The organism is Dehalococcoidia bacterium (assembly GCA_025054935.1).
GTDB lineage: Bacteria > Chloroflexota > Dehalococcoidia > SpSt-223 > SpSt-223 > JANWZD01.
In genome coordinates, this window is the sequence record JANWZD010000001.1 from 50,275 (window position 1) to 74,127 (window position 23,853).

Here is a 23,853-nt window from a genome sequence, read left to right on the forward strand (position 1 = left end):
GAGGCGGGCGGCGAGGCGCGCAACGAGCGTCGGCTGCTCTCAGTCGAGGAGATGCCGCCTCGGCCCCTCAGCCGCACCTCCGGCACTGCGCAGCGAGTGGAGAAGCGGCCGCCCTCGGGCGAAAAGAACGATGTGGCGTGCGCGCACGCCGGGGGCTCGGCCGCCGTGCGGAAATGACTGGCCCGACACCGCCGTCCGATGGCCGCGTGCCGGCTGAGACCGGCCGCGCATGCTGCTCGGCGGCGAAGGTCCTTCGCGTCCTGCCGGCTTGCTTGGCGGAACCACGACGCTCGCCACGGCCGGCCGCACTGCGGCAATGGGCGGGGATCGCGGTGCTGCCGAGCGCGGGGGAGGCGTCAGCGGAGCGTGCGCAGCCAAGCGAGCAACCGGTCGATGCCCTCCTCAACCCCGACCTGGGGCGACCAGCCGGTCTCGGCGCGGATCTTCCGAATGTCAGAGATGTAAACGCGCTGGTCCCCGGGACGCCACGCTCCGAAGCAGCGCGCGATCGGTCGGCCAAGGCGCTCCTCGAGCAGCGCGAGTAACTCCAGCAGCGAAACGGTGTTCGCCGGCCCGCCGCCGACGTTGTAGACCTGGGTGGGGGTCTGCTCGGCGCGCTGCCGCGCCGCCAGCAGCGCCGCAATCAGATCATCCACGTAGAGGATGTCGCGCACCTGCTTGCCGTCGCCGAAAATGGTGATCGGCTCGCCCGCGAGCGCGCGCAGCCCGAAATGCGCCACCCATCCTTGATCCTCGTTGCCGAACTGACGCGGACCGTAGATGCAGGACATCCGAAAAACCGCCGTGCGCAGCCCGTAAATCCGGCTGAAGTCGATCGTGTACTGGTCGGCGGTGCCTTTCGAGCAGCCATAGGGCGAGTGGAAATCGAGCGGCCGCTCTTCGCTGATCCCGTCGGGATAGGAGGGAAGGATGTATCGCTGCGCGGTCTCGCTGACCTCGACATCCTCCATTGCGCCGTAGACCTTGTTGGTAGAGGTGAAGATGACAGCCGGCGGCTTTTCCTGACGACGAGCGGCGTCAAGGACGTTGAATGCGCCAAGCGCGTTAACCTCGAAATCCTCACGCGGGTTACTGACAGATGTCGTGACAGCTACTTGGGCAGCAAGGTGAAAGACGGTGTCGACGCCACAGATAGCGGTCTCGACCGCGTGACGGTCGCGGATGTCGCCGCGGATCAGGGTGAGGCGGGGAGAGCCGAGAGACTGAAGCCACGCGACATTGGCGCGCACGCCGGCGCGCGAGAGATTGTCGAGAACGGTGACGCTGCAGCCCTCAGCGAGGAGCCGGCTGACCAGGTTCGAGCCGATGAAGCCCGCGCCGCCGGTCACCAGCACCCGTTCCATCGGCGTGCTCCAGAAGGAAAGGTAGCGGGAGTATAGCTGCCGAGGATGGTTGTTGGTCCCGAACTCCCTCACTATTATCTGCCGGCAGAGAGGGTGGCCCGATCCCTAACGCCTAGCTCCCCGCCTGCTGGCAGCGTGAATGTCCCGGTCAGCACAGACGCCCGGCCGTCGCGCCGGCGGTCAGACGTGACCGTACTTCTCGCAGCCGGCATTGGACTGATCGCGGCAGTTCCTTTTTTCCTTCCGGGCTTTCCGGCAGCGCGGGACTCCCTCTCGCATCTCTTTCGAGTGTGGGCGGTCGAAGCCGCTGTCGCCGGCGGGACGCTCTATCCGCGCTGGCTTGGCGACTTTGTCTACGGCTACGGCTACCCGCTGTTCAACTTTTATGGCCCGCTGCTCTACGCTCTCGCGCTGCTGCCGGCGTATCTCGGCGCAGACGCGATGCTTGCGCTGCGGTTTGCGGTGATCCTGAGCGTGGCGGCCGCTGCCGTTGGCGCGGCGCTGCTCGCGCGCGACTTGGTCGGTTCCGCCGGCGGCGTGGTGGCGGCGGCTGTCTATGTCGCCGCTCCCTATGTGCAGACCGACCTGCTTGTGCGCGGGGCGTTTCCCGAAGTGCTCGGGATCGCGCTCCTGCCGTGGGCGCTGCTCGCCGTGCAGCGCGACCGTCCGGTCTGGCTGGCAGTTGCTGTCGCGCTGCTGGTGCTGGCGCATAACGGGGCGGCACTGATCGGGCTCCCCCTCGTAGCCGGCTTTCTGCTCTGGCGTGCCGGAGGCGCGCGCCGACTCTCGCCACTGCGCCGCGGCGGCGCCGGGGTCGGCATCGGGCTGCTGCTCTCGGCGTGGTTTTGGCTGCCCGCGACCATCGAACTGGAGGCGGTGTGGCTCGGCACGCCGGAAGGGCGGACCGACTTCCTCGCCGCTCTTGCGCCCTTCGACCAGCTAGTCCAGTTCTCGTTCCTCCACGACTACCGCGAAGTGCCGGGCGCATTCCTGCCTGCCGGCCTCGTGCAGGTGCTCCTTGCGCTTGCAGGACTGCCGTTCGCGCTGCGGCGCGGGGGCGCGCTGTTCGCGATCGTGCTGGTGCTGACGGCTGTGCTGATGACGCCGCTCGCTGCGCCCCTCTGGGAGCGGTTGCCGATCGTCACCTTGATGGCGTTCCCTTGGCGGCTTCAGGCGGTCGTTGCGCTCGCATGCGCGGTGCTCGCCGCCGGAATTCCCTCCCTCTCCCGGCGACGAGCGTTGCGGCTCGCGCTCGCGGCGGCCGCGACGATAGCTGCTCTCGTCGCCGGATTGGCCGGCGCGCGGCCGACCTTCCTCGACATCGCGCCCCACGCCATCGACAGCGGAGGCTTTGCGGCGTTCGAACGCTGGAGCGGGTTTATCGGCACGACTTCCCCCGTCCAGTTTCGCCCACGCTCAGTCGCGATCGACCCGGCGCGCCTGCCGGAGCCGGCCGCAGAGCCCGCACCGCGCGATCCCGTGCCCGAAGTCGCCTTCCTCTCAGATGGCCGGCTGCGTGTTCGGAGCGACAGCGCGACAACCCTCCGTGTCCGGCAGTTCTTCTTCCCCGGCTGGAGCGCGCGCGCGGACGGGATGCCGCTGCCGATCTCAGCCGACGGGCCGGCAGGCGTGATCGCCGTCGCGCTGCCGCCGGGGGAGACAACGCTGGCGCTCACCTTTGGACCGACAGGACCGCGTTTCGCCGGCGCGCTCGCTTCGGCTGTTGGTCTCGCCGCTGCCGTCGCCCTTGGGATGCGGCCACGACGGCGGGGGCTGCTGCTTTCTCTTGCGGTGCTGGTCGCTGGGCTCGCGGTCGCGCTGCGTCTGCCGGACCAGCCGGCGTGGACGGGGCTGCGTCCCGCGAGCGGCGACGCCGGTCCCCTCTCCCTGCTTGGGGTCGGCGTCAACGAGGACCGGGTGCCCCTCGACGGCGTGCTCACGGTGCGCGCGCTCTGGCAAACGCGCGAGCCCCTCGGCCCGGACTGGGAAGCGGTCGTCGCGCTCGAGCAGGTCGAGAGCGGGGTGGTGACGAAGGTAGCGCGCGCGCCGCGCGCCGGCACAGTCTCTTCAGGACGATGGCGGGCCGGCGATCTCGTTGAGGATGTGCAGTGGCTGACCGTTCCGCCGAGTGCGACCGCTCAGCCGTATCGCCTCTGGCTTGGCTGGCGCGCTCCAGATCGCGAAACACCCCTGCTGCCTGCCGGCGAGGGTTGGCTTCCCCCCTCCCCGCTCCGTGCTCCTTCGCTGCCATTCGTCGCCGGCGGCCGCTTCGAGGGAGGAGTGACGCTCCTTGCCGGCCAGGCGACACCGGTGGCGGCATTGCCGCTCGGACTGACGCTGCCCTGGCCGGGCACGCTCGCCGACCTCGGGGGACGCGGCGCGCTTGACGTGCGGCTTCTCTGGCAGGCGGACACTCCGCTGCAAGAGGACTACGGAATTTTTGTCACCGTTCGGCATGGCGCTCAGGTGATCACGCAGACCAACACCTTCCCGCCGCTCGACCAGCGCTATACCTCGCTCTGGCCGGTCGGGCGGCCGGTCGAGCAGCGCTATCTGCTGCCGCTGCCGGCCCTTCCCGAGGGACCGATCGAGGTGACGGCGGGGCTGTTCCGCCGGGATACTCTCGTGCGCCTGCGCACCGTCGAGGGCGCTGACCAAGCTGTAGTCGCCCGGCTGCGCCGTGAGGCTGCACCTCCAGCGCTGCGCGTTGATCAGCCGATCGGAGCGGCGCTGCTTCTCGGCTACGACCGGCACGACGGCTGCGGGACGATCATCTCCCCGCCGTGCACGATCGAACTCCGTCTTGTCTGGGCAGCGCGTCAGCCGATTGCCGAGCCGCTAACGGTCTTTCTTCATCTTGTCGGCCCAGCGGGTCAGCTCGTCAGCCAGCAGGACGGTCCGCCGAACGACGGGATCGAGCCGACCGATCGCTGGGGAGGCGAACGGGTGGGAGACCGGCGGCGGCTCGTACTTCCCGCGGATGCGCCGCCCGGCGACTACCGCATACTGGTGGGGCTGTATCGGGCAGACGGCAGCCGAGTGCCGGCAGCTGACGGCGATTCGGTCGAGTTGTTTCGCGTCCGCGTTGTCCGCTAGGGCCTGCCTCCGGCACATGACGACGTGCTACTCTGACAGAGGCGCTGTGCCTCTATAGCGGGCGAATGGGGGCGCCGCGGCGACGCCGCCCGCCCGCGCTCCTGTTCGCCGGCCGGGCGCATGCCTAGGAAGGGTAAAGAGCGACGCAGTTGCCGGGGATGGTTCGGAGAATAAACGCGCGCTCCTCTGCTGCCATTGCTGCTGCGAAGGCGACCGGCGTCATGCTGCGGCTGGCGGGACGCGGAGGAACAGCGCTGCCGGGGCTCGTTGCCGAGCGGATTGATCCTGCCCTTGTCGCTGTGCTTGCGCACAACTTAGCGCGCGGGAGCGCGCTGGTGACGGGGACGAACGGCAAGACGACGACGACGCGGCTGGTGGCAGCAGCGCTGCGCGCTGGGGGGCTGGCTCCTGTCCACAACACTGCCGGCTCGAACCTGATGCGCGGCTTGGCGGCGACGCTCGCCTCGGCCGCGCGCTTCGACGGCAGGCTGCCGGCAGGCTTCCGGTCGGTTGGGGTCTTCGAAGTGGACGAAGCCGTCGCTCCGCAGGCGGCGCGCGCCCTCCGGCCGCGGGTTGTGGTCATCACCAACCTCTTTCGTGACCAGCTCGACCGGTACGCTGAACTGGACACTGTTGCCGCGCTCTGGCGCGAGATGATCGCCTCTCTTCCCGGAGCGACAGTCGTCCTTAATGCTGACGATCCCCTCGTCGGCGCGCTGCCGGCGCCGCCGAGCGGACGGCGGCTGCTCTACGGCATTGCCGACCCTGCTGTTGCTGTCGACGCGGCTGGCACCGCCGACTCGATCTGGTGTCCGGCCTGCGGCGGCCGGCTCGCCTTTCGCGCTCGCTGGTTTTCCCATCTTGGCGACTATTCTTGCCCTAGCTGCGGCTATGCTCGTCCGCCGCTTGACCTCGCTGCCGTGGAGGTGCGGTGTCTCGGGTTCGAGGGGAGCAGGCTGCTTGTCCGGAGCGCGGCGGGCGAGGTCGCTCTTGCTCTGCCCCTGCCGGGACTGTACAACGTCTCAAACGCCCTCGCTGCTCTGGGCGGCGCGCTGGCGATGGGTGTGCCGAGCGCGGTGGCGGCGCGCGCCCTCGCGTCGGCGGGAACGGCGTTCGGCCGAGCGGAGCGGCTGGTCGTCGCCGGGCGCGAGGTCGCCATTCTGCTCATCAAGAACCCTGCCGGTGCCGACCAAGCGCTGCGGACGATCCAGGCTGAAGAGGCGGCCCCAAGCGTGCTTTTCGCGCTCAATGACCGGATTGCTGACGGTCGTGATGTCTCGTGGATCTGGGATGTCGACTTTGAGCGGCTCGCTGGCCGCCATGGCCCGATCACCGTCACTGGCGACCGGGCTGCCGAACTGGCGCTGCGGCTGAAGTATGCTGGGGCTGATGACGGCGTCGAGGTTGAGCCGCACCTCGAGCGCGCAGTCGACCGCGCCCTCCGCCGGGGCGCGGGGCGGCTGTACGTTTTGCCGACCTATACTGCGCTTCTCGCGCTTCATCGGATCTTCGCCCGGCGCGCCGGCGCACAGCAGTTCTGGGAGCGACGCGGGTAGTGACCTTCGTGCTGCGGATCGGGCATCTCTATCCGGACGTGATGAACTTGTACGGCGATCGAGGCAATGTCCTTGCGCTTGCTCAGCGCGCGCGCTGGCGCGGCTTCGGGGTTGAGATCATCCCAATCTCCCTTGGAGACCCGTTTCGGCCTGACGCCGTTGACCTTCTCTTCGCAGGGGGGGACCAAGATCGCGAGCAGCGGCGCGTTGCTGCCGACCTTGCCGGCAGGAAAGGGGAGGCGATCCGGGCGGCGATCGAAGAGGGGCTGCCGGCGTTGGTGGTCTGCGGGAGCTACCAGCTGTTTGGCGAGCGCTATCAGCCTGCCGCGGGGCCTGAACTGCGGGGCCTCGCCGTCTTCGATGCGGTGACCATCCATCCGGGTGCCACTGTCGTCCGCTGCGTCGGCAACATTGTCGTCGACTGGGAAGGCTCCTTGCTCGTCGGGTTCGAAAACCACGGCGGACGCACCTATCTCGGGCCGCGGGCTGCGCCGCTCGGCCGGGTGGTGGTGGGCTACGGCAATAATGGGGAGGACGGCACAGAAGGAGCGCGCTATAAGAACGCTTTTGGCACCTATCTGCACGGCGCGCTGCTGCCGAAGAACCCGATGCTCGCGGACACCCTCCTCTCTCTCGCGCTGCAGCGGCGCGGCGAAGACCCCGCGCTCGCGCCGCTCGATGAGCGTGTCGAGGAGGCGGCGCGCCGCGTGGCGATTGCCCGGGCTCGCCGCGAGCGCCATGCTCTGCGCAATGTCGGGGCGACCCGCCGCTCGCCCGGAACGCGCCGATGACTGCGGCCGAGGCGCTGCTCTTCATGCTGCTTGGAGCAGTCAGCGTGCTTGTCGCCGGCTATGTGCTGCGGGCGCTCGCTGCGGCTAGGTCGGTCTCAGAGCCGGCCTTGGAGGGTAGGGTAGAGAAGGTGTCGGTCGATGTCCTCATGATCGGGGGCGCGGCCGCAGGGCTTGAGCGTCAGGGAAAATCGCTGACCGTCGTTCAGCCGGTTGCAGCGGTTCCCCCTGGCTGGACGAGCCGCACTTGGCCGCTCCAGCAGGCGGCCGCCGCGGCGCGCGGCGAGTGGCTGCTCCTCACCACCAGCACAACGGCCTGGCGCGCGGGCGCGCTGAGCGCACTCGTCCGGTTCGCCCGCACACGGCAAGCGGCCCTAGTCACGCTATTCGGCTGCCAGGAAGCGACCACGCTTGCCGAACGCCTCGCGCTTCCCGTTCTCCTGCTGGGACTAGCAGCAGCAAACCCGCTCGCGGCAGCGAATGCTCCCGACCGCACAAACGTCGCCCTCGCTTTCCCGGAGTGCCTCCTCATCCGGCGCGATGTCTGGGAGGCGATTGGAGGCCTCCAGCTTCTCAAGGGGCGGGACGAACCGTGGTTTGAACTCGCGTGCCTTGTCAAAGCATCGGGGCGGCCGATCGTCGTCGGCAGCGGTCGACTGCTTTTCACGGCCGCAGGCGGCCGTCGCTGGCCTGCGCTTTCCGACCGCTGGGCGCGCCTCTTCGGGCGCGTGGGAGGCGGCCGCCTGGGAGTGGTCGCGGCGGCAGCAGCTATTGTGCTGACAGTGAATGTGCTGCCGTTCGGCTGGCTGCTGATCGGCGGGATCGGATTGCTCTTGAACCCGGCCTCGATTCTGTGGACGATGTGCGGGGCGATCGGCTTGGCGCAGACAGCCGCGGTCCTGGCGGCGCGCCGCTGGATCGAGCGGCTGACTACCGTCCCCCCGCTCTTTCTCATCACGCATCCGCTCGGAGGGTTGATGGTCGTCGCAATCCTGCTCGCTTCCCTGAGCCGCGGAGGCAGCGAACGATGAATGAACGCCGTCCGTCCCGACGGACCGACCCGCGCGCCCCGGTCCTGAGCGGTTCTTTGCGCGAGCTGCTGGCGCGCTATCGCTTTGTCGAGCGGTTCGCAGCCGGTCGCGCGGTGTTAGTGATTGGCGCGGCCGATGGGAGCGGGGCGGCGCGGCTTGCGGACGTGGCGCAGAAGGTGGTCGCACTCGACCCGGTGCCCGCGCTTATCCAGCGGGCGGTCCGCCGCTACCGCCGCCCGAACCTGCGCTTTGCTGTCGGGGGGCCGGACGTCGCAGGCCTGACCCCCGCCTCGTTCGACGTGATAACGGCCTTCCATCGGCTCGATCGCGTCACGCGCTGGCCGGCATTCCTCGATGGGGTCCGGGCAGTGATGCGACCGGGCGGGCAGTTTGTCATCGCGGTCGAAAATGCCAACTGGGAAGCGCTAGGACGGGCGCCCGCCATGCTTCCTTCCGGCGCGCCTGCGTTCCCTCTCGCCGAGTTTCACGACCTTCTTGCCGACCGATTCAAGATCCGCGGGCTGTACGGGCAATCCTCGGCAGCCAAGGCGCTCCTCATCCACACGGCGGCGTATGTCTGCCCTCACGGCGCAGGAGCAGCGGTCGACCTCGCGGATCGCGCCGCTGCAGTCGCCGGCCCAGCGACCGCGGCGAGCCGCTATTTTGTCGCTGTCTGTGAGCGGCGCTGATGGAGCCGCACTATCGCTATCGGCCAGTCAGCAGCCGGCCGCCATTTCGCTGGCCCGGCGGAAATCACCTCGCGGTCGTACTCACCGTCACCCTTGAGTCGTGGGACCTCGTCAAACCAGCCGGCGCGGCGGGATATGCCGGCGGCCCGAGCATCCTGCCTGACCCGCTGCCCGCCGATATCCCCGATTGGCCGAACTACACTTGGCGCGAGTATGGAATGCGCGTCGGCTTTTGGCGAGTCTTGGAGGTCCTTGAGCAGTACGGTGTTCGCGGTTCAGCCGCGCTTGGGCTCCAAGTGCCGGAACGGTATCCCGCCATGTTCGAAGCGGCGCTCGAGGCCGGCTGGGAGCTCAACGCTCACGGCTACGACCAAGGCACGCCGCTGACGGCGTTCGCGCGCGACCCCGATGCAGAGCGGCGCTACCTTGAGGAAGTGGTCGCTCGCTATCTCGCTGCGGTCGGGACACGGCCGCTCGGCTGGCTCTCTCCGTCGGCGCGCTTCACTGCCCACACCGTTCGTTTCCTCGCTGAACTGGGGTTTCTCTACCATGGCGACTATCTGAACGATGACGAGCCGTATCTGATCGAAGTGAGCGGGCGGCGGCTGGTGGCGATCCCCTACTCCTTCGAGGTGAACGACTACACAGCGTTTTTCCGGCGGAACTTCACAACGGCAGAGTGGAGCAGCCTCCTGCGCGAGACGTTTGACTTCCTCCTCGACGAAGCGCGCCGCACCGGCTCAGGCAAGCTGATGAATGTCGGGCTGCATCCGCATGTGATCGGCGCGCCGTTCCGAATCCGAAGTCTCGCTCAGTTCCTCGCCTATGCCCGCGAACAGCCGGGGGTCTTCTTCCCGACGCGCGAAGAGATCGCGAGGATCACGCTTGACCAGGCGGAGCGCATCGGGATCTCGTAACCGAACAACCGGTCGGCGAGCGAAGCGGCGGCTCACGCGGTGTCCGCTTCATGCGTCGGAGCGCAGCGTCGAGCCGGCGTGGTATAGACTTGTGGCGCTTTAGCCTCGTCGGGATTGGATTGATGAAGTACACCGCCGATTTCGATGGAAAGCGCCTTGAGCTTGAGATCTCAGGGGATGAGAGCAATTTACGGGTGCGCGGGCCGGAGGGGGAGTCGCAGGGCGCCCTCACTCGGCATGAACGCGGGCGCTATGTTTTGCGGCTCGGCGATCGCATCATCGAAGGGTTCGTGACGCCGACCGACGAAGGGTACGCGGTCGTCTACCGCGGCCGCCTCTATCCGATCGCCGTCACCGATGAACGCGCCCGAACTCTCTCTCAGCTGGGCGGTATCCGGCATGGACACACTGGCGGGGTGGTCAAAGCGCCGATGCCCGGCCTCGTGAAAGCGGTCAATGTCGCGCCCGGCGATGTTGTCCAGCGGGGGGCGAGCCTCGTCATTCTTGAGGCGATGAAGATGGAAAATGACCTCACTGCCCCCGGGCCGGGACGGGTGCGCGAGGTGCGGGTTGCGGCAGGCGACAAGGTAGATCAAGGGCAGGTGTTGGTGGTGCTTGAGTGAGGCGGCAGCGGCAGTCGGAACGGAAGGGCCGGGCCGCGGCAAGCGTGCCGTTAATCGCCGGCACGAGCGCGGAGGCGGAGAGCGATTCTGCTCGCCTCCGGCGCGAGAGCGCTCGTCGAGGCAGTGCGGCGGTCGCCTTCCCGATGCCTTTGTCCTCACTGGGGGCGGAGGAAGCTTCGACGAAGCTGTACACCGTGGCGCTGCTCGGGCGCAATCCCGGCGCGCCAGCTGCTCCGAGGAGGTCTGATGGCGGGTGTTGAACGGTGGGAACGCGAGGTCTACGAACCGGCGCGCCGCAAGTTCCCCGAACGGCAACGCGAGTTCTTGACGACGTCGGGCATTCCGATCAAGGCGCTCTATACGCCCGAAGACCGGCACGGCCATGACTACGAGCAGGAAATCGGCTATCCGGGCGAGTATCCCTTCACCAGAGGGGTGCAGCCGACGATGTATCGCGCTCGCTTCTGGACGATGCGGCAGTATGCCGGGTTCGGCACCGCAGAGGAGAGCAACGCGCGGTACCGCTACCTGCTGGCGAATGGGCAAACCGGGCTTTCGGTGGCGTTCGACCTCCCGACGCAGATCGGCTACGACTCCGATCATCCGATGGCGATTTCCGAGGTGGGCAAGGTCGGGGTCGCCATCAGTTCGCTCGAGGATATGGAGATCCTGTTTCGCGGCATCCCGCTCGATCAGGTCTCGACCTCGATGACGATTAATGCCACCGCCTCTACGCTGCTCGCGCTCTATATTGCGGTTGCGAAACGGCAAGGCGTTCCTCTCAAGAAGCTCTCCGGCACGACCCAGAACGACATTTTGAAGGAATATGTCGCCCGGGGGACCTACATCTACCCGCCCGGACCGTCGATGCGACTGATTACCGACATGTTCCGCTACTGCGCCGAGGAGCTCCCGCTCTGGAACACGATTTCGATTTCGGGCTATCACATGCGCGAAGCGGGCTGCACCGCGGCGCAGGAGATCGGCTTCACGCTTGCTCATGCCATCGCTTATGTGCAGGCTGCGCTCGAGGCGGGGCTCGATATCGACAGCTTCGCTCCCCGGCTCTCGTTCTTTTTCGTCGCTCAGTCGAACTTCTTCGAAGAAGTCGCGAAGTTCCGGGCGGCGCGGCGGCTGTGGGCCTCGATCATGCGGCATCGCTTCAAGGCGAAGGATCCTCGCTCCTGGATGCTCCGGTTCCACACCCAGACGGCCGGGGTCTCGCTGACGGCACAGCAGCCGGACAACAACGTAGTCCGCACTACCATTCAAGCGCTCGCGGCAGTGCTTGGAGGGACGCAGTCGCTCCACACCAATGCAAAAGACGAGGCGCTGGCGCTGCCGACCGAGGCGTCGGCGCAGCTGGCGCTGCGGACGCAGCAGATCATCGCTTATGAGACGGGGGTCGGCGATACGGTGGACCCGCTCGGCGGCTCGTACTATGTCGAGACACTGACCGATCAGCTCGAAGCGAAGGCGCGAGAATATATCGAGAAGATCGACTCGCTCGGCGGCGCGGTGCGCGCGATCGAACTCGGCTACGAGCAGCGGGAGATCCAGGAAGCGGCGTTCCGCCTGCAGCAGGAGATCGAGCGAGGGGAACGGATTGTGGTGGGAGTAAACCGCTTCCAAGTGCCGGAAGAGATCCCGGTGCCGATCCTCCGGGTCGACCATCGGGCGCGCGACGAGCAGATTGCCCGTCTGAAGCGGCTGCGCGCTACCCGCGACCAAGCGGCGGTGGACCGCGCGCTCGAGGAGCTGCGCCGCGCTGCTGCCGGCACGGAGAATGTGATGCCGCGCATTCTCGCCGCTGTCGAAAGCTACGCGACAGTCGGGGAGATCGCTGATACTCTCCGTTCCGTCTTCGGCGTCCACAAGGAGAGTGTGGTCATTTGACAGGTTGCCCGCGGTGGCCGGGTGAGCAAGGGCAACGAAGCGAGGCTGCATGATTCAGAAGATCCATCACATCGCGATCGCCGTGCGCAAGATTGAAGAGCGCATGCCCTTTTACACAGACCAGCTCGGCCTTCGGGTGCGCGAGGTGAAGGAGGTTGCTTCCGAGGGGGTGCGCATTGCTTTTATTCCGTGCGGGGAAACCCTGATCGAACTTGTCGAGCCGCTCTCTGCGGACCATACGGTTGCGCGCTTCATCGAAAAGCGCGGCGAGGGATTGCATCACATTTGCTTCCAGACGCCTGATATCCAGGCGGAGATTGCGGGACTGAAGGGCCACGGCTGTACTTTTGTTAATGACGAGCCGAAGCTCGGCGCGGATGGGCTGATCGCGTTTCTGCATCCGAAATCGTCGGGCGGGGTGCTTGTTGAGCTTGTCCAGCAAGTGGAGAGCGAGACGTAGCCGAGTGAGGGCAGAGCATGATGTCCCCAGCGACAACGAAGCGTCTGCGTGTCCTTGTCGCCAAGCCAGGCCTTGATGGGCACGACCGCGGAGCGAAGATCGTGGCACGAGCGCTCCGCGATGCCGGCATGGAGGTGATCTACACCGGTATTCGCCAGACCCCGGAGCAGATCGTCGAAGCGGCGGTCCAAGAAGATGTCAACGCGATCGCGCTCAGCATTCTTTCCGGCGCGCACCGCGAATTGTTTCCCCGTATCTTCGAACTGCTCCACCAGCATGGCATGGACGATGTGCTGGTGATCGCCGGCGGCATCATCCCGGACGAGGATATCCCAGAGATGAAAGCCCTCGGGGTGCGCGCAGTCTTCGGTCCTGGTACGCCGACGAGCGTTATCGTTGATTTCATTCGGGAGAATGCCTAGTCGGCGGCACAGCCGATCGCGGTAACGGGCGGCACCCGCCTTCGCCGGCCGTCGTGACCTCGTCGACGCTGGCATCGCGCCGAGGGTGCCGCTAGCGGACAGCAGCGTCGAGCATCCTCCGCGCCGGCCGACCCCTTCCGGAGCCGTTCCACGACGAGGTTCCCGGGAGGCGCGATGCGCGGACGGCGCCGCTGCCATGCACCAAGCGCCGAACTGCGCCTTGGGAACGGGCATCGTCGTCGGGCGAGACTGCCCGTCCGAGAGGGGAATGGCACGGCGAGGCGCGTCCGGGCGACAATTTCGCTGCCCCGCCACATCCGCGCCATGATCGATCGTGCACAAAGGGGGAAAGAGTATGCAGAAAGGCGCTCTTCGAAGCATTCGAGTCCTCGGGCTGCTGCTCGGGCTCGTCCTGCTGGCAGCCTGCACGGGGCGCGGCGGGGGCGGCGGCGGGGGCGGCGGCATAGTTATCGTCGCCAAGCGGGGCGCATTCGAGTTTGTGCCGGCGAATGTGACCGCTCCGCTCAATGTTGCAACGACGATCACCCTCCAAAACCCGGATAGCCAGATCCACGACTGGACGATCGACAGCATCCCGGTGGGGGGGACGCCGCAGCGGATCCACTTGGTGGCCGACCCAGGCCGGACGGTGCGTCAGACCTTTACGTTCACCCAAGCCGGGACCTATCGTGTCTACTGCAGCCAGCCCGGCCATACCGAAGCGGGGATGGTCGGCCAGTTGACGGTCCAATAGCGGCAGCTCGAAGAAGCGCTGCCCAGGCCCTCGGCAGGTCGCCTCTCAGCGCGCAACCTCGATCCGCCCCGCTTTGACGCGGAGGATTGTCGAGCGGCTGAGAAAGTCGGGGCTAAAGTCCTCGAGGTCGGTGGCGGTAATAATCACTTGCTGGGCCGGCTGGATCGACCGAAGCAGGTGGTGCCGACGGCGCGCGTCGAGTTCTGACATGACGTCATCGAGCAGAAGAAGGGGCAGCTCGCCGGTGCGCTCGCGAATGTATTCCGACTCGGCGAGCTTGAGGGCGAGCGCGGCCGTTCGCTGCTGGCCGCGCGAGCCGTAGGCTGCCGTGTCGGCACCATTAGTCGTGAACTGGAGGTCGTCGCGATGGGGGCCGACGAGCGAGACGCCCCGGGCGATCTCGCTGGCACGGGCAGCGTGGATCGCTTTGAGCAGGCAGTGCGGCAGGTCGGCGAGCGGCGGCAGCGGTTCGGACGGTTTGCCGCCGAAATTCGGCCGATAGCTAATGTGCAGCACCTCGTGCTGGTTCGTGAGAGCGGGGTGGATCTCCCCGGCGAGAACGTTCAGCGCTTCCACAGATTCCCGCCGGCGGTCGACGACATAGGCGCCAAGCTCGGCGAGCCGCTGATCCCAGTAGGGGAGTTGGTCCGGTTTGGCCTGACGGTCGCGGATAAGGCGAAGCAACGAATTTCGCTGGAGGAGCACCCGGTTGTACAGCTGGAGCGATCGCAGATAGGCAGCGTCGACTTGGGAGTTCATGATATCGAGGTAGCGCCGGCGCTGGGCGGGAGACCCCGCAACCAGTTCGATATCGCCCGGGCTGAAGAAGACGACCGTCATCTGGCCGATCATGTCCACTGCGCGTCGGGGCGCGCCGTTGATCTTCATGCGCTTGGTGATGCCGTTCCCGTTCTCGTCAAGGGCAGCAGTCATCTCCAGCTGAACGGTCGACGCTGCGCGCCGCACTTTGGCAACGATCCGCAGGAAGGGGAGGGGGCTTTCGAGGGCGAGCCAGTTGATCCATTCGCGCTCTGGCGCTCTGCGCGCGGAGCGAGTGGTCGCAATGATGTGAAGCGCGTCGAGAAAGTTGGTTTTCCCTTGGGCGTTGTCGCCTTGCAGGATCGTGGCGCCCGGTTGCAGGTCGAGCTCGAGCCGGGCATAGTTGCGGAAGTTCGTCAGACTGAGATGTTCGCAGCGCACTACGGGCCCAACGGAGCGGATGATCGAACCGTAGCACGATCTCGCGGTGATCGCCAGCCGCTCTCTCGACCGGCGCGAGTGCGGGCGGTCGCGGTGAGAGGAAGACGGTCAGTCGAGGTTGAGCTTGAGCGCCTTGATTGCGTTTGTGCGCATGAACTTCTCATACACCTCGGGCCGGAATTCCCGCCGCTTGCCGCCCCACTCGAAGCCGTTCGCAACTGTCGCGTTGAAGTCGTCGATCCACACTTTCGGGTCGATTGCCGGGTAGTCGGAGCCGAAGACGAACTTGTCCTGCAGAACAGTGTTCATGTACTGAAAGACGATCGGGTCCGTCCAATAGATGTAGCGCGGCAGCCAGCCTGACAGGTCGATGTAGACATGCTCATGCCGCCAGGCGACGGCGAGCGCCTCTGCAGTCCACGGCCAGCCGGAATGCCCCATGATGATCCGAAGGTTCGGAAAATCTGTCGCGATGTCGTCGATCGCCACCGGCTGACAGGAGCGGATCGTGCAGCGGGTCATCCGCGTCGTCCCGGTGTGGATGAGCACGCACATATCGAGGGCTTGGCAGGCCTCGAGGATCGGGTACCTCAATTTCTGATCGTTGGGGAAGCAGTCTTGGTAGGCGGGATGGAACTTCAGCCCGATCAGGCCGAGTTCGGTTTTGCAGCGCTCTGTCTCGCGCGCGGCTGCCCGCGCTCCCGGGCGAGCGTCCACGAGTCGCTGCCGGAGATGCCCCTGACGACCCCCCTTTAGCGGGCGGGGCAGAAGCGCGCCCGCTTCCGCTGGTGGAAGAGGAGACAGCCGACGCAGAAGCCGGGGAGCGCCGCTGCCGATCTATCTGCGCGGTGGTGAGGCGCTGCCTGATGGGGCCGAGACAGAAGCCGGCGATCGCCGCTGGGGACCCATGCCGGCTCGAGAGGGCGTCAGCGCTTCTCACCGTCCGCCGCGGCATCGAGGCTTGCAGGCGTCTGGCCACGACTGTCATCGAAGGCGTCATTGCGAGCCGGCCCGCAGTACATCTGGGCATACGGCAGAGCAGCGGACCTCACTATCATCGAAGGCGTCATTGCGAGCGGTCTGCAGCGCTTGCTCAATAACCGCCAGCGGGGCGTAGTCGAGCTGTCATCGAAGGCGTCATTGCGAGCCGGCCCGCAGGGCCGGCGCGGCAATCCCGAGCAGTTCGGATGCCGCGTCCCCTCTGGTGAGCTTGGTGCGCCTCTGACCGGGGATCGCCACGGCCCTCGCTGCGCTCGGCCTCGCAATGACGGGTATGGGGTGGCCGGCTGGCCGTGCCAGCAGCGCGTCCGGCTTCTTGCTGCGCGCGGGCCTCGCAATGACGGTGACGGAGGCGGTGGAGGACACGCGCTGGCAGAACTGGCGCTGGTCTCGAGGCGGCGCGCTCCCAATAACGGCGACGAAGGTGTCGGAGGACGCGAAGGTAGGCGTCACTTCGGCGGGGAGATGCTGGCAATAATTACGGTGAGCGAAGACCGGCGACATCGCGGGGAAATATTGCCCTCGGCCTCCCTGCCTCAGTCGATCTCGAGGAGCATGCGCAGGGCCCTCGCCGGACCGCGACGCTCCTGTGTTCGCGGGCAGGGCGGCTGGAGCGAGAGCAGGAGAATAGCAGGGCGGGACGCGTCTTTGCGTTCGCGGGCAGCGCACTGCCAGCCAGGAGGTGGTAGAGTACGCACAAAAGGGGACGTCAATGGCCGACCTCGCCGCCCAAGCCGCTGCCGACAATGTCCGCGCCGTTGCCGTTCAGCTTGCGCCGGCGCTGCTGGATGTGCCAGCCAATCTCGACCGCGTGCTGGCGATCCTGCGTGAAGAAGCGGCCGAGGATGCGGCCCTCGTCGTCTTTCCGGAGTGCACGCTGTCCGGCTACGTGATTGAGTCGCGCGAGGAGGCGGCCCGCGCCGCTATTTCGGTGCCGGGGCCGGAGATCGAACAGGTCGCTGCGCTCTGCCGTGAGCTTGCGCTCTACACCGTGGTTGGCTTTCTCGAAGCAGCGGGCGACCGGCTCTACAACAGCGCAGCGCTGATCGGGCCGGAAGGACTGGTCGGCCTCTACCGCAAGGCGCACCTGCCGCGCGTTGGGGTTGACCGCTATGTCGACCCCGGCGACCTCCCTTTCACCGTCCACCAGACGGCGATCGGCAAGATCGGGATGCTCATCTGCTACGACCTGAGCTTCCCGGAGGCAATCCGCTGCCTCGCGCTCGACGGGATGGAGGTGCTGGCACATCCGACGAACTCTCCGACCGGGACCTGGGGGCCGCCCGGCAGCCGCCCCGAGCCACCGAAGAGCGACCCGAACGCCAGCCGCGAGCGCGTGACGATCATCTCTGCGGATCGCTGCGGCATTGAGCGCGGGATCGAGTTCACGGGCGGCAGCCGGATCGCTGGCCCGAGCGGCCGCATCCTCGCCCGGGCGCAGACCTACGGCGAGGAGCGGGTGCGCGCCGTCATCCACCCGGCGCGCTCCCGTTCCAAGCGCGTCGTCATCGCGCATCTACCGCTCGAGGTGGACTACCACGCCGACCGCCGGCCGGACCTCTACGGCCGGCTGGTGCAGCCAAATCGATGAGCGCTCCGCCCCAAGGAGCGCTTCTTCCCGAGAGCTGCTGCGCTGTCCGCGGATGAACTGCGTCTCACTCGGCCAGCGCGCCGGTGGACTCGATCCAGCGGCGGGCCTCAGCAAGAGCAGCAGCGACTTGCACCGGCGCGGTGCCGCCCGGCACGGCGCGGCCGGCTACCGAGGCGGCGGCGTCGATTCCGGCGATATCGTCGCCGAAGAGCGGCGACTGCTGGCGCAGGTCGTCGGGGGTCAGGGCGCGAAGAGAGACGCCGCGCTCCTCGGCAAGCCGCACCAGCCGGCCGGCCACTTCATGTGCCTGCCGAAACGGCATCCCCTTGCGGACAAGATAGTCGGCAAAATCGGTCGCGAGGACATCGTCCGAGATGGCAGCGGCCATCCGGTCGGCATTGACGGTCCACGTCGTGACCAAGCCGCGGAAGACCTCAAGGCAGGCGAGCAATGTGTCGGCCGCGTCGAAGAGCGGCGGCTTATCCTCTTGGAGGTCGCGGTTGTAGGAGAGCGGCAAGCCTTTGAGGATCGTCAGCAGCGCAATGAGGTCGCCGTAGACCCGGCCGGTCTTGCCGCGGACGAGCTCGGCGACATCGGGGTTCTTCTTCTGCGGCATGATGCTGCTGCCGGTTGCGAAGGCATCGTCAAGGGTGATGAAGCCGAATTCGGCGCTCGTCCAGAGGACGACCTCTTCGGCGAAGCGCGAGAGATGGGCCATCAGCAGCGCAGCGGCGGCAGCGAACTCAACCGCGAAGTCGCGGTCGCTGACCGCATCGAGACTGTTGCGCGTGATGCGACTGAACCCCAGTTCACGCGCGACGCGGGCGCGGTCGAGCGGGTAGGGGACGCCGGCAAGGGCGCCGCTGCCCAGTGGCAGCTCGTCGGCCCGCGTCCAGCAGTCCTGAAAGCGCCCGACATCGCGGCGCAGCATCTCGACATAGGCGAGGAGGTGATGGCTGAACAAGATGGGCTGGGCCCGCTGGAGGTGGGTGTAGCCGGGCATCATCACGCCGAGGTGACGCTCGGCTTGGTCGACGAGCGCAGCAGCGAAGCGGACAATCGCGCGGATGGTCTCGGCGATCGTGTCGCGCAGCCAGAGGCGGAGATCGAGCGCGACTTGGTCGTTGCGCGAGCGGGCGGTGTGAAGCCGGCCCGCGGGCGCCCCGATCAGTTCAGCAAGCCGCGCTTCGATATTCAGATGGACATCCTCGCGGTCGGCGCGCCAGATGAACTCACCGCGCTCAATCTCGCCCGCGATCTGTTCGAGCCCCGCCACGATCTGGTCTGCCTCGGCAGCGGGGATGATCCCTTGAGCGGCGAGCATCCGCGCATGAGCGATGCTGCCGGCGATGTCGTAGCGGGCAAGCCGCCGATCCACCTCAATGGAGGCGGTGAACGCTTCGACGGTCGCGTCTGTCTCCTTGCTGAACCGGCCGCCCCAGAGCTTCTCGCGCATCAATGCGTGCCCGGCTCAGTCCGTGGCGGCATGATTGCGCGCAGCGAGTCGGCGCTCGGGAGAAGCTGCTTTGCCGCTTGGACGCGCGCTGCCATTCCAGCGATTTCGATGAAGCCGAGAGAGGCCTGGTGATTGAACTGGTCGCCCCGGCCATAGGTCGCGAGCGCTTCCGAATAGAGCGAGTGCGGCGATTTGCGGCCGACCACCGTGCAGGAGCCGCGGTTCAGCCGGACCCGCACCGTGCCGGTAACAAAGCGCTGGGTGCTTTGGATATACGCCATCAGGTCGGCGTGGTGCATCGTGAACCAAAAGCCGTTGTAGACGAGGTCCGCGAACTCGCGGGAGACGAGCTGCTTGAACCGCAGCTGCTCCTTGCTCAGCGTGAGCTGCTCGAGGTCGCGATGCGCTTCAAGGAGCACCGTCGCCGCCGGTGCCTCGTACACCTCGCGCGACTTGATGCCGACAAAGCGGTTCTCGATGTGGTCGATCCGGCCGATGCCGTGCTCGCCGGCGATCTTGTTCAGCCGCGTAATCAGTTCGACCCCGTCAAGCCGTTCGCCATCCAGCGCGACGGGGATCCCTTGCTCGAACTCGATCTCGAGATAGGTCGGGGTGAGGGGCGTCTCGTCGATCGGCTTGGTCCAAAGGAAAGCATCCTCGGGGGGTTCGACCCAAGGATCTTCAAGAACGCCCGATTCGATGCTCCGGCCCCACAGGTTTACGTCCACCGAGTAGGGACTGGTTTTGACGAAGGCGCCAAGGTCGAGCCCTTGCTGCTCGGCGTAAGCGATCTCGTCCTCGCGGTTCCAAGTCCATTCGCGAACGGGGGCGATGATGCGCAGGTCGGGCGCAAGGGTGCTGATGCTGATGTCGAAGCGGACTTGGTCGTTGCCTTTGCCGGTGCAGCCGTGGGCGACGGCGGTCGCGCCGCGCTCGCGCGCGACATCGACGAGCAGCTTGGCGATGAGAGGACGCGCCAAGGCGGTCGCGAGGGGATATTTGCCTTCGTAGAGCGCATTCGCTTGGAGGGCGGGCCAGACGCAGGCGCGGACAAAGTCCTCGCGCGCGTCGATGACGATCGCCTCTTTCGCTCCGAGCGCGAGAGCGCGTTGGCGGATCGCCTCAATGTCTTTTTCGTTGCCAAGGTCGACGGTCAGCGCGATCACGTCGAGGCCGTACTTTTCGGGGATCCAGCGAATGGCGACCGACGTGTCGAGCCCGCCGCTGTAGGCAAGAACGACGGTTTCTGGCATAGCTCCTCCGGACGGGAACGATAGGGCAGCGCCGAAAGCGCGGTCAAGGATCGAGCCGCGCCGCTCTGCCTCGATGCGCGCCGAGGGGCTGCCGCCGTCGGGCGCGCTGGCCGAGCCGCTCTTTCCCGCTCAGGCGGCGGCCGCATCAGTCGAGAGGCTGACGCAGACGGGTGACGGGCAGCTGCTGGGTTGCGCTGGGTCCGCCCCCAGACGGCGCGGCGGGCTGACGGGGATCGTGACGGTGGCCGGTCCGGCGTTGCCGCCCGTGCCGTCGCTGGCGGTGACGGTGAAGGCATCAGTCGGGCCGCTGCTGCCGTTCTGTCTGACCGTAGACGGCGAGACCGGCGTCGATCTCTGCTTGGGTGAACGTGCTCCCGATAGGGAGAGCGGTGCTGCTCCACCGCAGCATGCCCCTCACCAGCGGGAGAGTGAGCGTGACGGTCTGGCTGGCGCCTGTGCCGGTGAAGCCGCCGAGGCTTGCAGGCTGCTGCCGATGACGGCGAGCGGGTTCGCGGCGATGCTGAGCCAGGTGAGCGCCCAGCCGGCGTAGCCGGAGTGGACCCGCCGCTCTCGATGCGGGAGACGCCGCTGCCGTCGAGGGCGCTCGGGCTGACGGCGAGCGCGAAGACAATTCCGTTGGCATTGGAATTCCAACCGATAGCTTTGTTGATGGTCGGTTCGAGGGCGGCGATGTACCAGCCGCCGCTGCCATCCGAGGCAGTGGCGTGGACGCGTCCGTTCACAGCCGGTCAGTTGGCGTTGATCTCGCCGGTTGTCGGGTCGAGCGCGACGAACGACCCCGTCGGCGGGCCGACGGAGGTGAAGTTCCGCCGAGGGAGATCGTCGTGCCGCTTCGGACGACGCAAAGACACTATGGTTGGTCACCCACATGGTGGCGGGAGCGTCGTTTGGAGCGGCGCTGCTTGCCGGCGGCGGGGCACAATGGGAGAGGGTCGCCGCTCCAAGCGCGAGAGTTGCGACCATCGTGCAGCAACGAGTTGCCCTTCCTGCCGCACCTCCCGGTTGCGCTCACTTCGCGCATGCGAGTAGGACGGCGCTGCCTGCGCAACGAGAGGCGAGCGTCAATCACGGCGCCTGCCTCCGAGCTCCCCAATTTGCTGTAGTGGCTGGCGCCCCAGCCGAGGCCTGCCCGGAACGCTGGCTCGCCGCCGTCGCGTATCGCTACACTAACAAACATGATTCCGGTTCGGCTGCGCCTCAAGAACTTCCTCAGCTACCGCGAACCCAGCGATCCCCTCGACTTTGAGTCCTTTCAGATCGCCTGCCTCTGCGGCGAGAACGGCCATGGCAAATCGGCGCTTCTCGATGCAATCACGTGGGCGCTCTGGGGACGCGCTCGCGCCAAAACCGTCGACGAGCTGATCCACCATGGCCAAACCAACATGGAGGTCGAGTTCGAGTTTCAGCTCGCGGACTCGCGCTACCGTGTCATTCGGAAACGCTCCCGAGCGGGCGGCCAATCGGCCTCGGCGCTGGAACTGCAGCTGCACAAAGGCGATCGCTTCGAGACGATCAGCGGCAATTCAATTCGTGAGACCGAGCAGGCAATCGTCAATCTCCTCCGGCTCGACTACGAGACGTTTGTCAACAGTTCCTTTCTGCTGCAGGGGAAAGCCGATTCCTTCACCATCAGCCCCCCTAGCAAGCGGAAGGAACTGCTCGGCGAGATCCTCGGCCTCACGCACTACGATGAGCTTGAGCAGCGTGCCAAGGACGCAGCGCACGCGCGGAGAGATGAGGTAGACCGCCTCGATCACCGAATTGCCGATATCGACAACGAACTTGCCCGGGAGCCCGACTACTTCCAGGGCCGCGACCAAGCGCAAGCCGAGGCCGCGCAGCTGCACGCCGAGGTCGAGCGCTTGAATGAGGAAGTTCTGCGCCTGCAGCAGCTGCGTCAGGTGCTCGCTGCGGCGCCGCAGCGCATCGCCGAACTCGAACGCGAGATCCAAGAAGAGACCCATCACCAGGCAGCTCGAGAACGCCAATTGAGGGAACTGCAAGCGCGGATCCGAGGTGCCGAGGAGCTGTTTGAGCAGCGAGGGGAGATTGAGGAGGGCTATGCGCGTTATCTCGCGGCCCAGCAGGTCATCGCAGACCAAGGCGCGAGAGCAGCGCACCTCACAGCGCTGCAACAGCGGCGCCATCAGCTTGAGAGCACAATCCAGCAGGAAAGGGCGCGCCTCGAGCAGCAGCGGGCACAGCTCGCTGGCAGAAGAGAGCAGCTGACTGCCCAGCTGGAAGACCTTGACGCGCTCGATAAAGAAATTGCCCGCCTTGAAGGACGAGTCCAAGAGGCGAACGAACGTCAGGCTGTGCTCCCCCAGCGAAGGCAGCAGGTGCAGGAGCTTGCCGAGCGGGCGGGCCAGTATGCTGCCGAAAAGAGCCAGTTGCGCCAGCAGATGAACGACCTCAAGGCCCAGATCGAAGCGCTCCGCGCTATGGCGCGCTGCGTGACCTGCGGTCAGCCGGTGACGCCCGAGGCGCGCGACGAGCAGATCGGCCGTCTCGAAGCTGAGGGAAGGCAGCTCGGCGACCGCTACCGGTCGCTGACGGGCCAGATCGCGCAGCTGCGGGCGCAGCGGGAGGAGGAAGAGCGCGCCATCGCCAGCGACGAGGCCGAAATCCAGGCCATCCTCAGCGTCGATGGACCCCGGCTGGCCCAGCTGCAGGCGCGGCGGACTGCCGCAGCCAACGCCGCAGCGGAGATTGAGCGGCTGAACCCCCGCCTTGCCGCTCTCGAGAGGGTGCTTGCCGAAGGGGGCTATGCCGAGGAAGCGCGGGCCGCGCTTCACCAGGTAGAAGAGGAGATCCGTGCCGTGGCCTTCGACGCCGCGGCACTGCAGGCCGCCCGGGAGCAAGCCGCCGCCCTCCAGCCGTTCGTCCAGCGCCATGAGCAGCTCAGGCGTGCCGACGAGGAGTTCGGCTTCTGGCAAAACGAGGCCGCCGAGCGGCAGCGCGAGATCGCCGAAGCGGCACGCCGGATCGTCCAGCGGCAGGACGAACTGGAGCACTACCGCCAGCAGGCTGCGCAGCTTCCCCACCTTACACAGCAGCTGCAGACTGCCCAACAGAACCGCAATGAGCGCCTCCAGGCCCTCCATCAGGCGGAGGCTCGCAAGGCCTATTACGAGCAGCTGCTGCAGGCCTGCGAGCAGTTGCGCCTCCAGCGCGCTGACCTCGCGGCCAAGCGCGCCGAGGCGGCCCGCGAGCAGGGAATTTATGAGGAGCTGGCGCGCGCATTCGGCAAAGGCGGCGTTCAGGCAATGATCATCGGGGCGGCGCTGCCGGAGATCGAGAGAGACGCGAACGAGCTGCTGGCGCGGATGACTGACGGCCGCCTCTCCGTCTCGCTGGCCACCGAGCGCGAGACGCAGCAAGGCAGGACGGTGGAGACGCTGCTGATCCAGATCTCCGATGAATTCGGACTGCGGAACTACGAGTTGTTCTCAGGCGGCGAGGCGTTTCGGGTCAACTTCGCGCTGCGCATCGCGCTGGCGAAGCTGCTCGCTCGGCGCGCCGGCGCCCGGCTTGAGACCTTAGTCATCGACGAGGGGTTCGGCACGCAAGATGCGACCGGGCGGGACCGGATCCTCGAGGCGATCCGCTCCATTGATCGCGAGTTCGCCAAGATCATCGTCGTCACCCATATTGAGGAGCTGAAAGAGGCGTTTCCTACCCGGATCGAGGTGACGAAAGGCCCGGAGGGGTCGTCGTATACGGTCGTCCAGCGCTAG

At 66.8% G+C, this 23,853-nt stretch carries 19 protein-coding genes; 14 read left to right on the forward strand and 5 right to left on the reverse strand.

Going from position 1 to position 23,853, the window contains the following annotated elements; all coding sequences use genetic code 11:
* Nucleotides 1–356: 356 nt before the first annotated feature.
* Nucleotides 357–1,364: an SDR family NAD(P)-dependent oxidoreductase gene (locus NZ773_00220; protein ID MCS6800357.1), complete on the reverse strand. Its 1,008-nt coding sequence runs from the start codon at nt 1,362–1,364 to the stop codon at nt 357–359.
* A 186-nt stretch (nt 1,365–1,550) separates the two neighbouring features.
* Here NZ773_00220 and NZ773_00225 point away from each other — a divergent pair, with 186 nt between their 5' ends.
* The 11 genes from NZ773_00225 to NZ773_00275 all read left to right on the forward strand — a co-directional run bounded on the left by NZ773_00225 (nt 1,551) and on the right by NZ773_00275 (nt 13,596).
* Entirely contained in the window at nt 1,551–4,460 is a 2,910-nt protein-coding gene (locus NZ773_00225; protein ID MCS6800358.1) for a 6-pyruvoyl-tetrahydropterin synthase-related protein, read from the forward strand.
* Nucleotides 4,461–4,618: 158 nt separating this feature from the next.
* Complete coding sequence (locus NZ773_00230) at nt 4,619–6,016, forward strand: MurT ligase domain-containing protein (GenBank protein MCS6800359.1); 1,398 nt, start codon at nt 4,619–4,621, stop codon at nt 6,014–6,016.
* Nucleotides 6,016–6,807 carry a glutamine amidotransferase gene (locus NZ773_00235; GenBank protein ID MCS6800360.1) on the forward strand — a complete coding sequence of 264 codons (792 nt, stop codon included), beginning with the start codon at nt 6,016–6,018 and terminating at the stop codon, nt 6,805–6,807. Before NZ773_00230 ends, NZ773_00235 begins: the two co-directional genes overlap by 1 nt.
* Nucleotides 6,804–7,835, forward strand: coding sequence for a hypothetical protein (locus tag NZ773_00240; protein ID MCS6800361.1), 1,032 nt, complete (start codon nt 6,804–6,806; stop codon nt 7,833–7,835). The genes NZ773_00235 and NZ773_00240 overlap by 4 nt, the downstream gene beginning before the upstream one ends.
* On the forward strand, nt 7,832–8,524 hold the full coding sequence (locus tag NZ773_00245) for a class I SAM-dependent methyltransferase (protein ID MCS6800362.1): 693 nt from the start codon (nt 7,832–7,834) through the stop codon (nt 8,522–8,524). The genes NZ773_00240 and NZ773_00245 overlap by 4 nt, the downstream gene beginning before the upstream one ends.
* Nucleotides 8,524–9,441 carry a polysaccharide deacetylase family protein gene (locus tag NZ773_00250; protein MCS6800363.1) on the forward strand — a complete coding sequence of 306 codons (918 nt, stop codon included), beginning with the start codon at nt 8,524–8,526 and terminating at the stop codon, nt 9,439–9,441. The genes NZ773_00245 and NZ773_00250 overlap by 1 nt, the downstream gene beginning before the upstream one ends.
* Nucleotides 9,442–9,530: 89 nt before the next feature.
* Nucleotides 9,531–10,064, forward strand: coding sequence for a hypothetical protein (locus tag NZ773_00255; protein ID MCS6800364.1), 534 nt, complete (start codon nt 9,531–9,533; stop codon nt 10,062–10,064).
* Nucleotides 10,065–10,310: 246 nt separating this feature from the next.
* Nucleotides 10,311–11,960, forward strand: a complete 1,650-nt coding sequence (locus tag NZ773_00260; GenBank protein ID MCS6800365.1) for a methylmalonyl-CoA mutase family protein — start codon at nt 10,311–10,313, stop codon at nt 11,958–11,960.
* Between the two features lie 49 nt (nt 11,961–12,009).
* Entirely contained in the window at nt 12,010–12,420 is a 411-nt protein-coding gene (gene mce / locus NZ773_00265) for a methylmalonyl-CoA epimerase (GenBank protein ID MCS6800366.1), read from the forward strand.
* Nucleotides 12,421–12,440: 20 nt separating this feature from the next.
* The gene (locus tag NZ773_00270; GenBank protein MCS6800367.1) at nt 12,441–12,842 is read left to right on the forward strand and encodes a cobalamin B12-binding domain-containing protein; all 402 of its coding nucleotides are present in this window, start codon (nt 12,441–12,443) and stop codon (nt 12,840–12,842) included.
* 355 nt (nt 12,843–13,197) lie between these two features.
* The gene (locus tag NZ773_00275; protein MCS6800368.1) at nt 13,198–13,596 is read left to right on the forward strand and encodes a cupredoxin domain-containing protein; all 399 of its coding nucleotides are present in this window, start codon (nt 13,198–13,200) and stop codon (nt 13,594–13,596) included.
* Between the two features lie 45 nt (nt 13,597–13,641).
* Here the strand turns inward: NZ773_00275 and recF are convergent, their stop codons facing one another.
* Together recF and NZ773_00285 are read right to left on the reverse strand one after the other, a co-directional pair.
* Nucleotides 13,642–14,796 (reverse strand): DNA replication/repair protein RecF, encoded by a 1,155-nt coding sequence (recF, locus tag NZ773_00280; protein MCS6800369.1) that lies wholly within the window; start codon nt 14,794–14,796, stop codon nt 13,642–13,644.
* Between the two features lie 108 nt (nt 14,797–14,904).
* On the reverse strand, nt 14,905–15,513 hold the full coding sequence (locus tag NZ773_00285) for an amidohydrolase family protein (GenBank protein MCS6800370.1): 609 nt from the start codon (nt 15,511–15,513) through the stop codon (nt 14,905–14,907).
* 994 nt (nt 15,514–16,507) lie between these two features.
* Here NZ773_00285 and NZ773_00290 point away from each other — a divergent pair.
* Nucleotides 16,508–17,386, forward strand: a complete 879-nt coding sequence (locus NZ773_00290) for a carbon-nitrogen hydrolase family protein (GenBank protein ID MCS6800371.1) — start codon at nt 16,508–16,510, stop codon at nt 17,384–17,386.
* Nucleotides 17,387–17,450: 64 nt separating this feature from the next.
* Here the strand turns inward: NZ773_00290 and argH are convergent, their stop codons facing one another.
* Nucleotides 17,451–18,842, reverse strand: a complete 1,392-nt coding sequence (gene argH / locus NZ773_00295) for an argininosuccinate lyase (GenBank protein MCS6800372.1) — start codon at nt 18,840–18,842, stop codon at nt 17,451–17,453.
* On the reverse strand, nt 18,842–20,095 hold the full coding sequence (locus tag NZ773_00300; GenBank protein ID MCS6800373.1) for an argininosuccinate synthase: 1,254 nt from the start codon (nt 20,093–20,095) through the stop codon (nt 18,842–18,844). Before NZ773_00300 ends, argH begins: the two co-directional genes overlap by 1 nt.
* A gap of 73 nt (nt 20,096–20,168) precedes the next feature.
* Here NZ773_00300 and NZ773_00305 point away from each other — a divergent pair, with 73 nt between their 5' ends.
* Together NZ773_00305 and NZ773_00310 are read left to right on the forward strand one after the other, a co-directional pair.
* Nucleotides 20,169–20,645 (forward strand): hypothetical protein, encoded by a 477-nt coding sequence (locus NZ773_00305; protein ID MCS6800374.1) that lies wholly within the window; start codon nt 20,169–20,171, stop codon nt 20,643–20,645.
* A gap of 646 nt (nt 20,646–21,291) precedes the next feature.
* Nucleotides 21,292–23,853 carry an SMC family ATPase gene (locus NZ773_00310; GenBank protein ID MCS6800375.1) on the forward strand — a complete coding sequence of 854 codons (2,562 nt, stop codon included), beginning with the start codon at nt 21,292–21,294 and terminating at the stop codon, nt 23,851–23,853.

What these genes read in the sequence shown, in the direction of transcription:
- NZ773_00220 (MCS6800357.1), bottom strand. Translation starts at nt 1,364, where the DNA reads ATGGAACGGGTGCTGGTGACCGGCGGCGCGGGCTTCATCGGCTCGAAC.
- NZ773_00230 (MCS6800359.1), top strand. Translation starts at nt 4,619, where the DNA reads ATGGTTCGGAGAATAAACGCGCGCTCCTCTGCTGCCATTGCTGCTGCG.
- NZ773_00240 (MCS6800361.1), top strand. Translation starts at nt 6,804, where the DNA reads ATGACTGCGGCCGAGGCGCTGCTCTTCATGCTGCTTGGAGCAGTCAGC.
- NZ773_00245 (MCS6800362.1), top strand. Translation starts at nt 7,832, where the DNA reads ATGAATGAACGCCGTCCGTCCCGACGGACCGACCCGCGCGCCCCGGTC.
- NZ773_00250 (MCS6800363.1), top strand. Translation starts at nt 8,524, where the DNA reads ATGGAGCCGCACTATCGCTATCGGCCAGTCAGCAGCCGGCCGCCATTT.
- NZ773_00260 (MCS6800365.1), top strand. Translation starts at nt 10,311, where the DNA reads ATGGCGGGTGTTGAACGGTGGGAACGCGAGGTCTACGAACCGGCGCGC.
- mce (MCS6800366.1), top strand. Translation starts at nt 12,010, where the DNA reads ATGATTCAGAAGATCCATCACATCGCGATCGCCGTGCGCAAGATTGAA.
- NZ773_00270 (MCS6800367.1), top strand. Translation starts at nt 12,441, where the DNA reads ATGTCCCCAGCGACAACGAAGCGTCTGCGTGTCCTTGTCGCCAAGCCA.
- NZ773_00275 (MCS6800368.1), top strand. Translation starts at nt 13,198, where the DNA reads ATGCAGAAAGGCGCTCTTCGAAGCATTCGAGTCCTCGGGCTGCTGCTC.
- NZ773_00290 (MCS6800371.1), top strand. Translation starts at nt 16,508, where the DNA reads ATGGCCGACCTCGCCGCCCAAGCCGCTGCCGACAATGTCCGCGCCGTT.
- argH (MCS6800372.1), bottom strand. Translation starts at nt 18,842, where the DNA reads ATGCGCGAGAAGCTCTGGGGCGGCCGGTTCAGCAAGGAGACAGACGCG.
- NZ773_00300 (MCS6800373.1), bottom strand. Translation starts at nt 20,095, where the DNA reads ATGCCAGAAACCGTCGTTCTTGCCTACAGCGGCGGGCTCGACACGTCG.
- NZ773_00305 (MCS6800374.1), top strand. Translation starts at nt 20,169, where the DNA reads ATGCGCGCCGAGGGGCTGCCGCCGTCGGGCGCGCTGGCCGAGCCGCTC.
- NZ773_00310 (MCS6800375.1), top strand. Translation starts at nt 21,292, where the DNA reads ATGATTCCGGTTCGGCTGCGCCTCAAGAACTTCCTCAGCTACCGCGAA.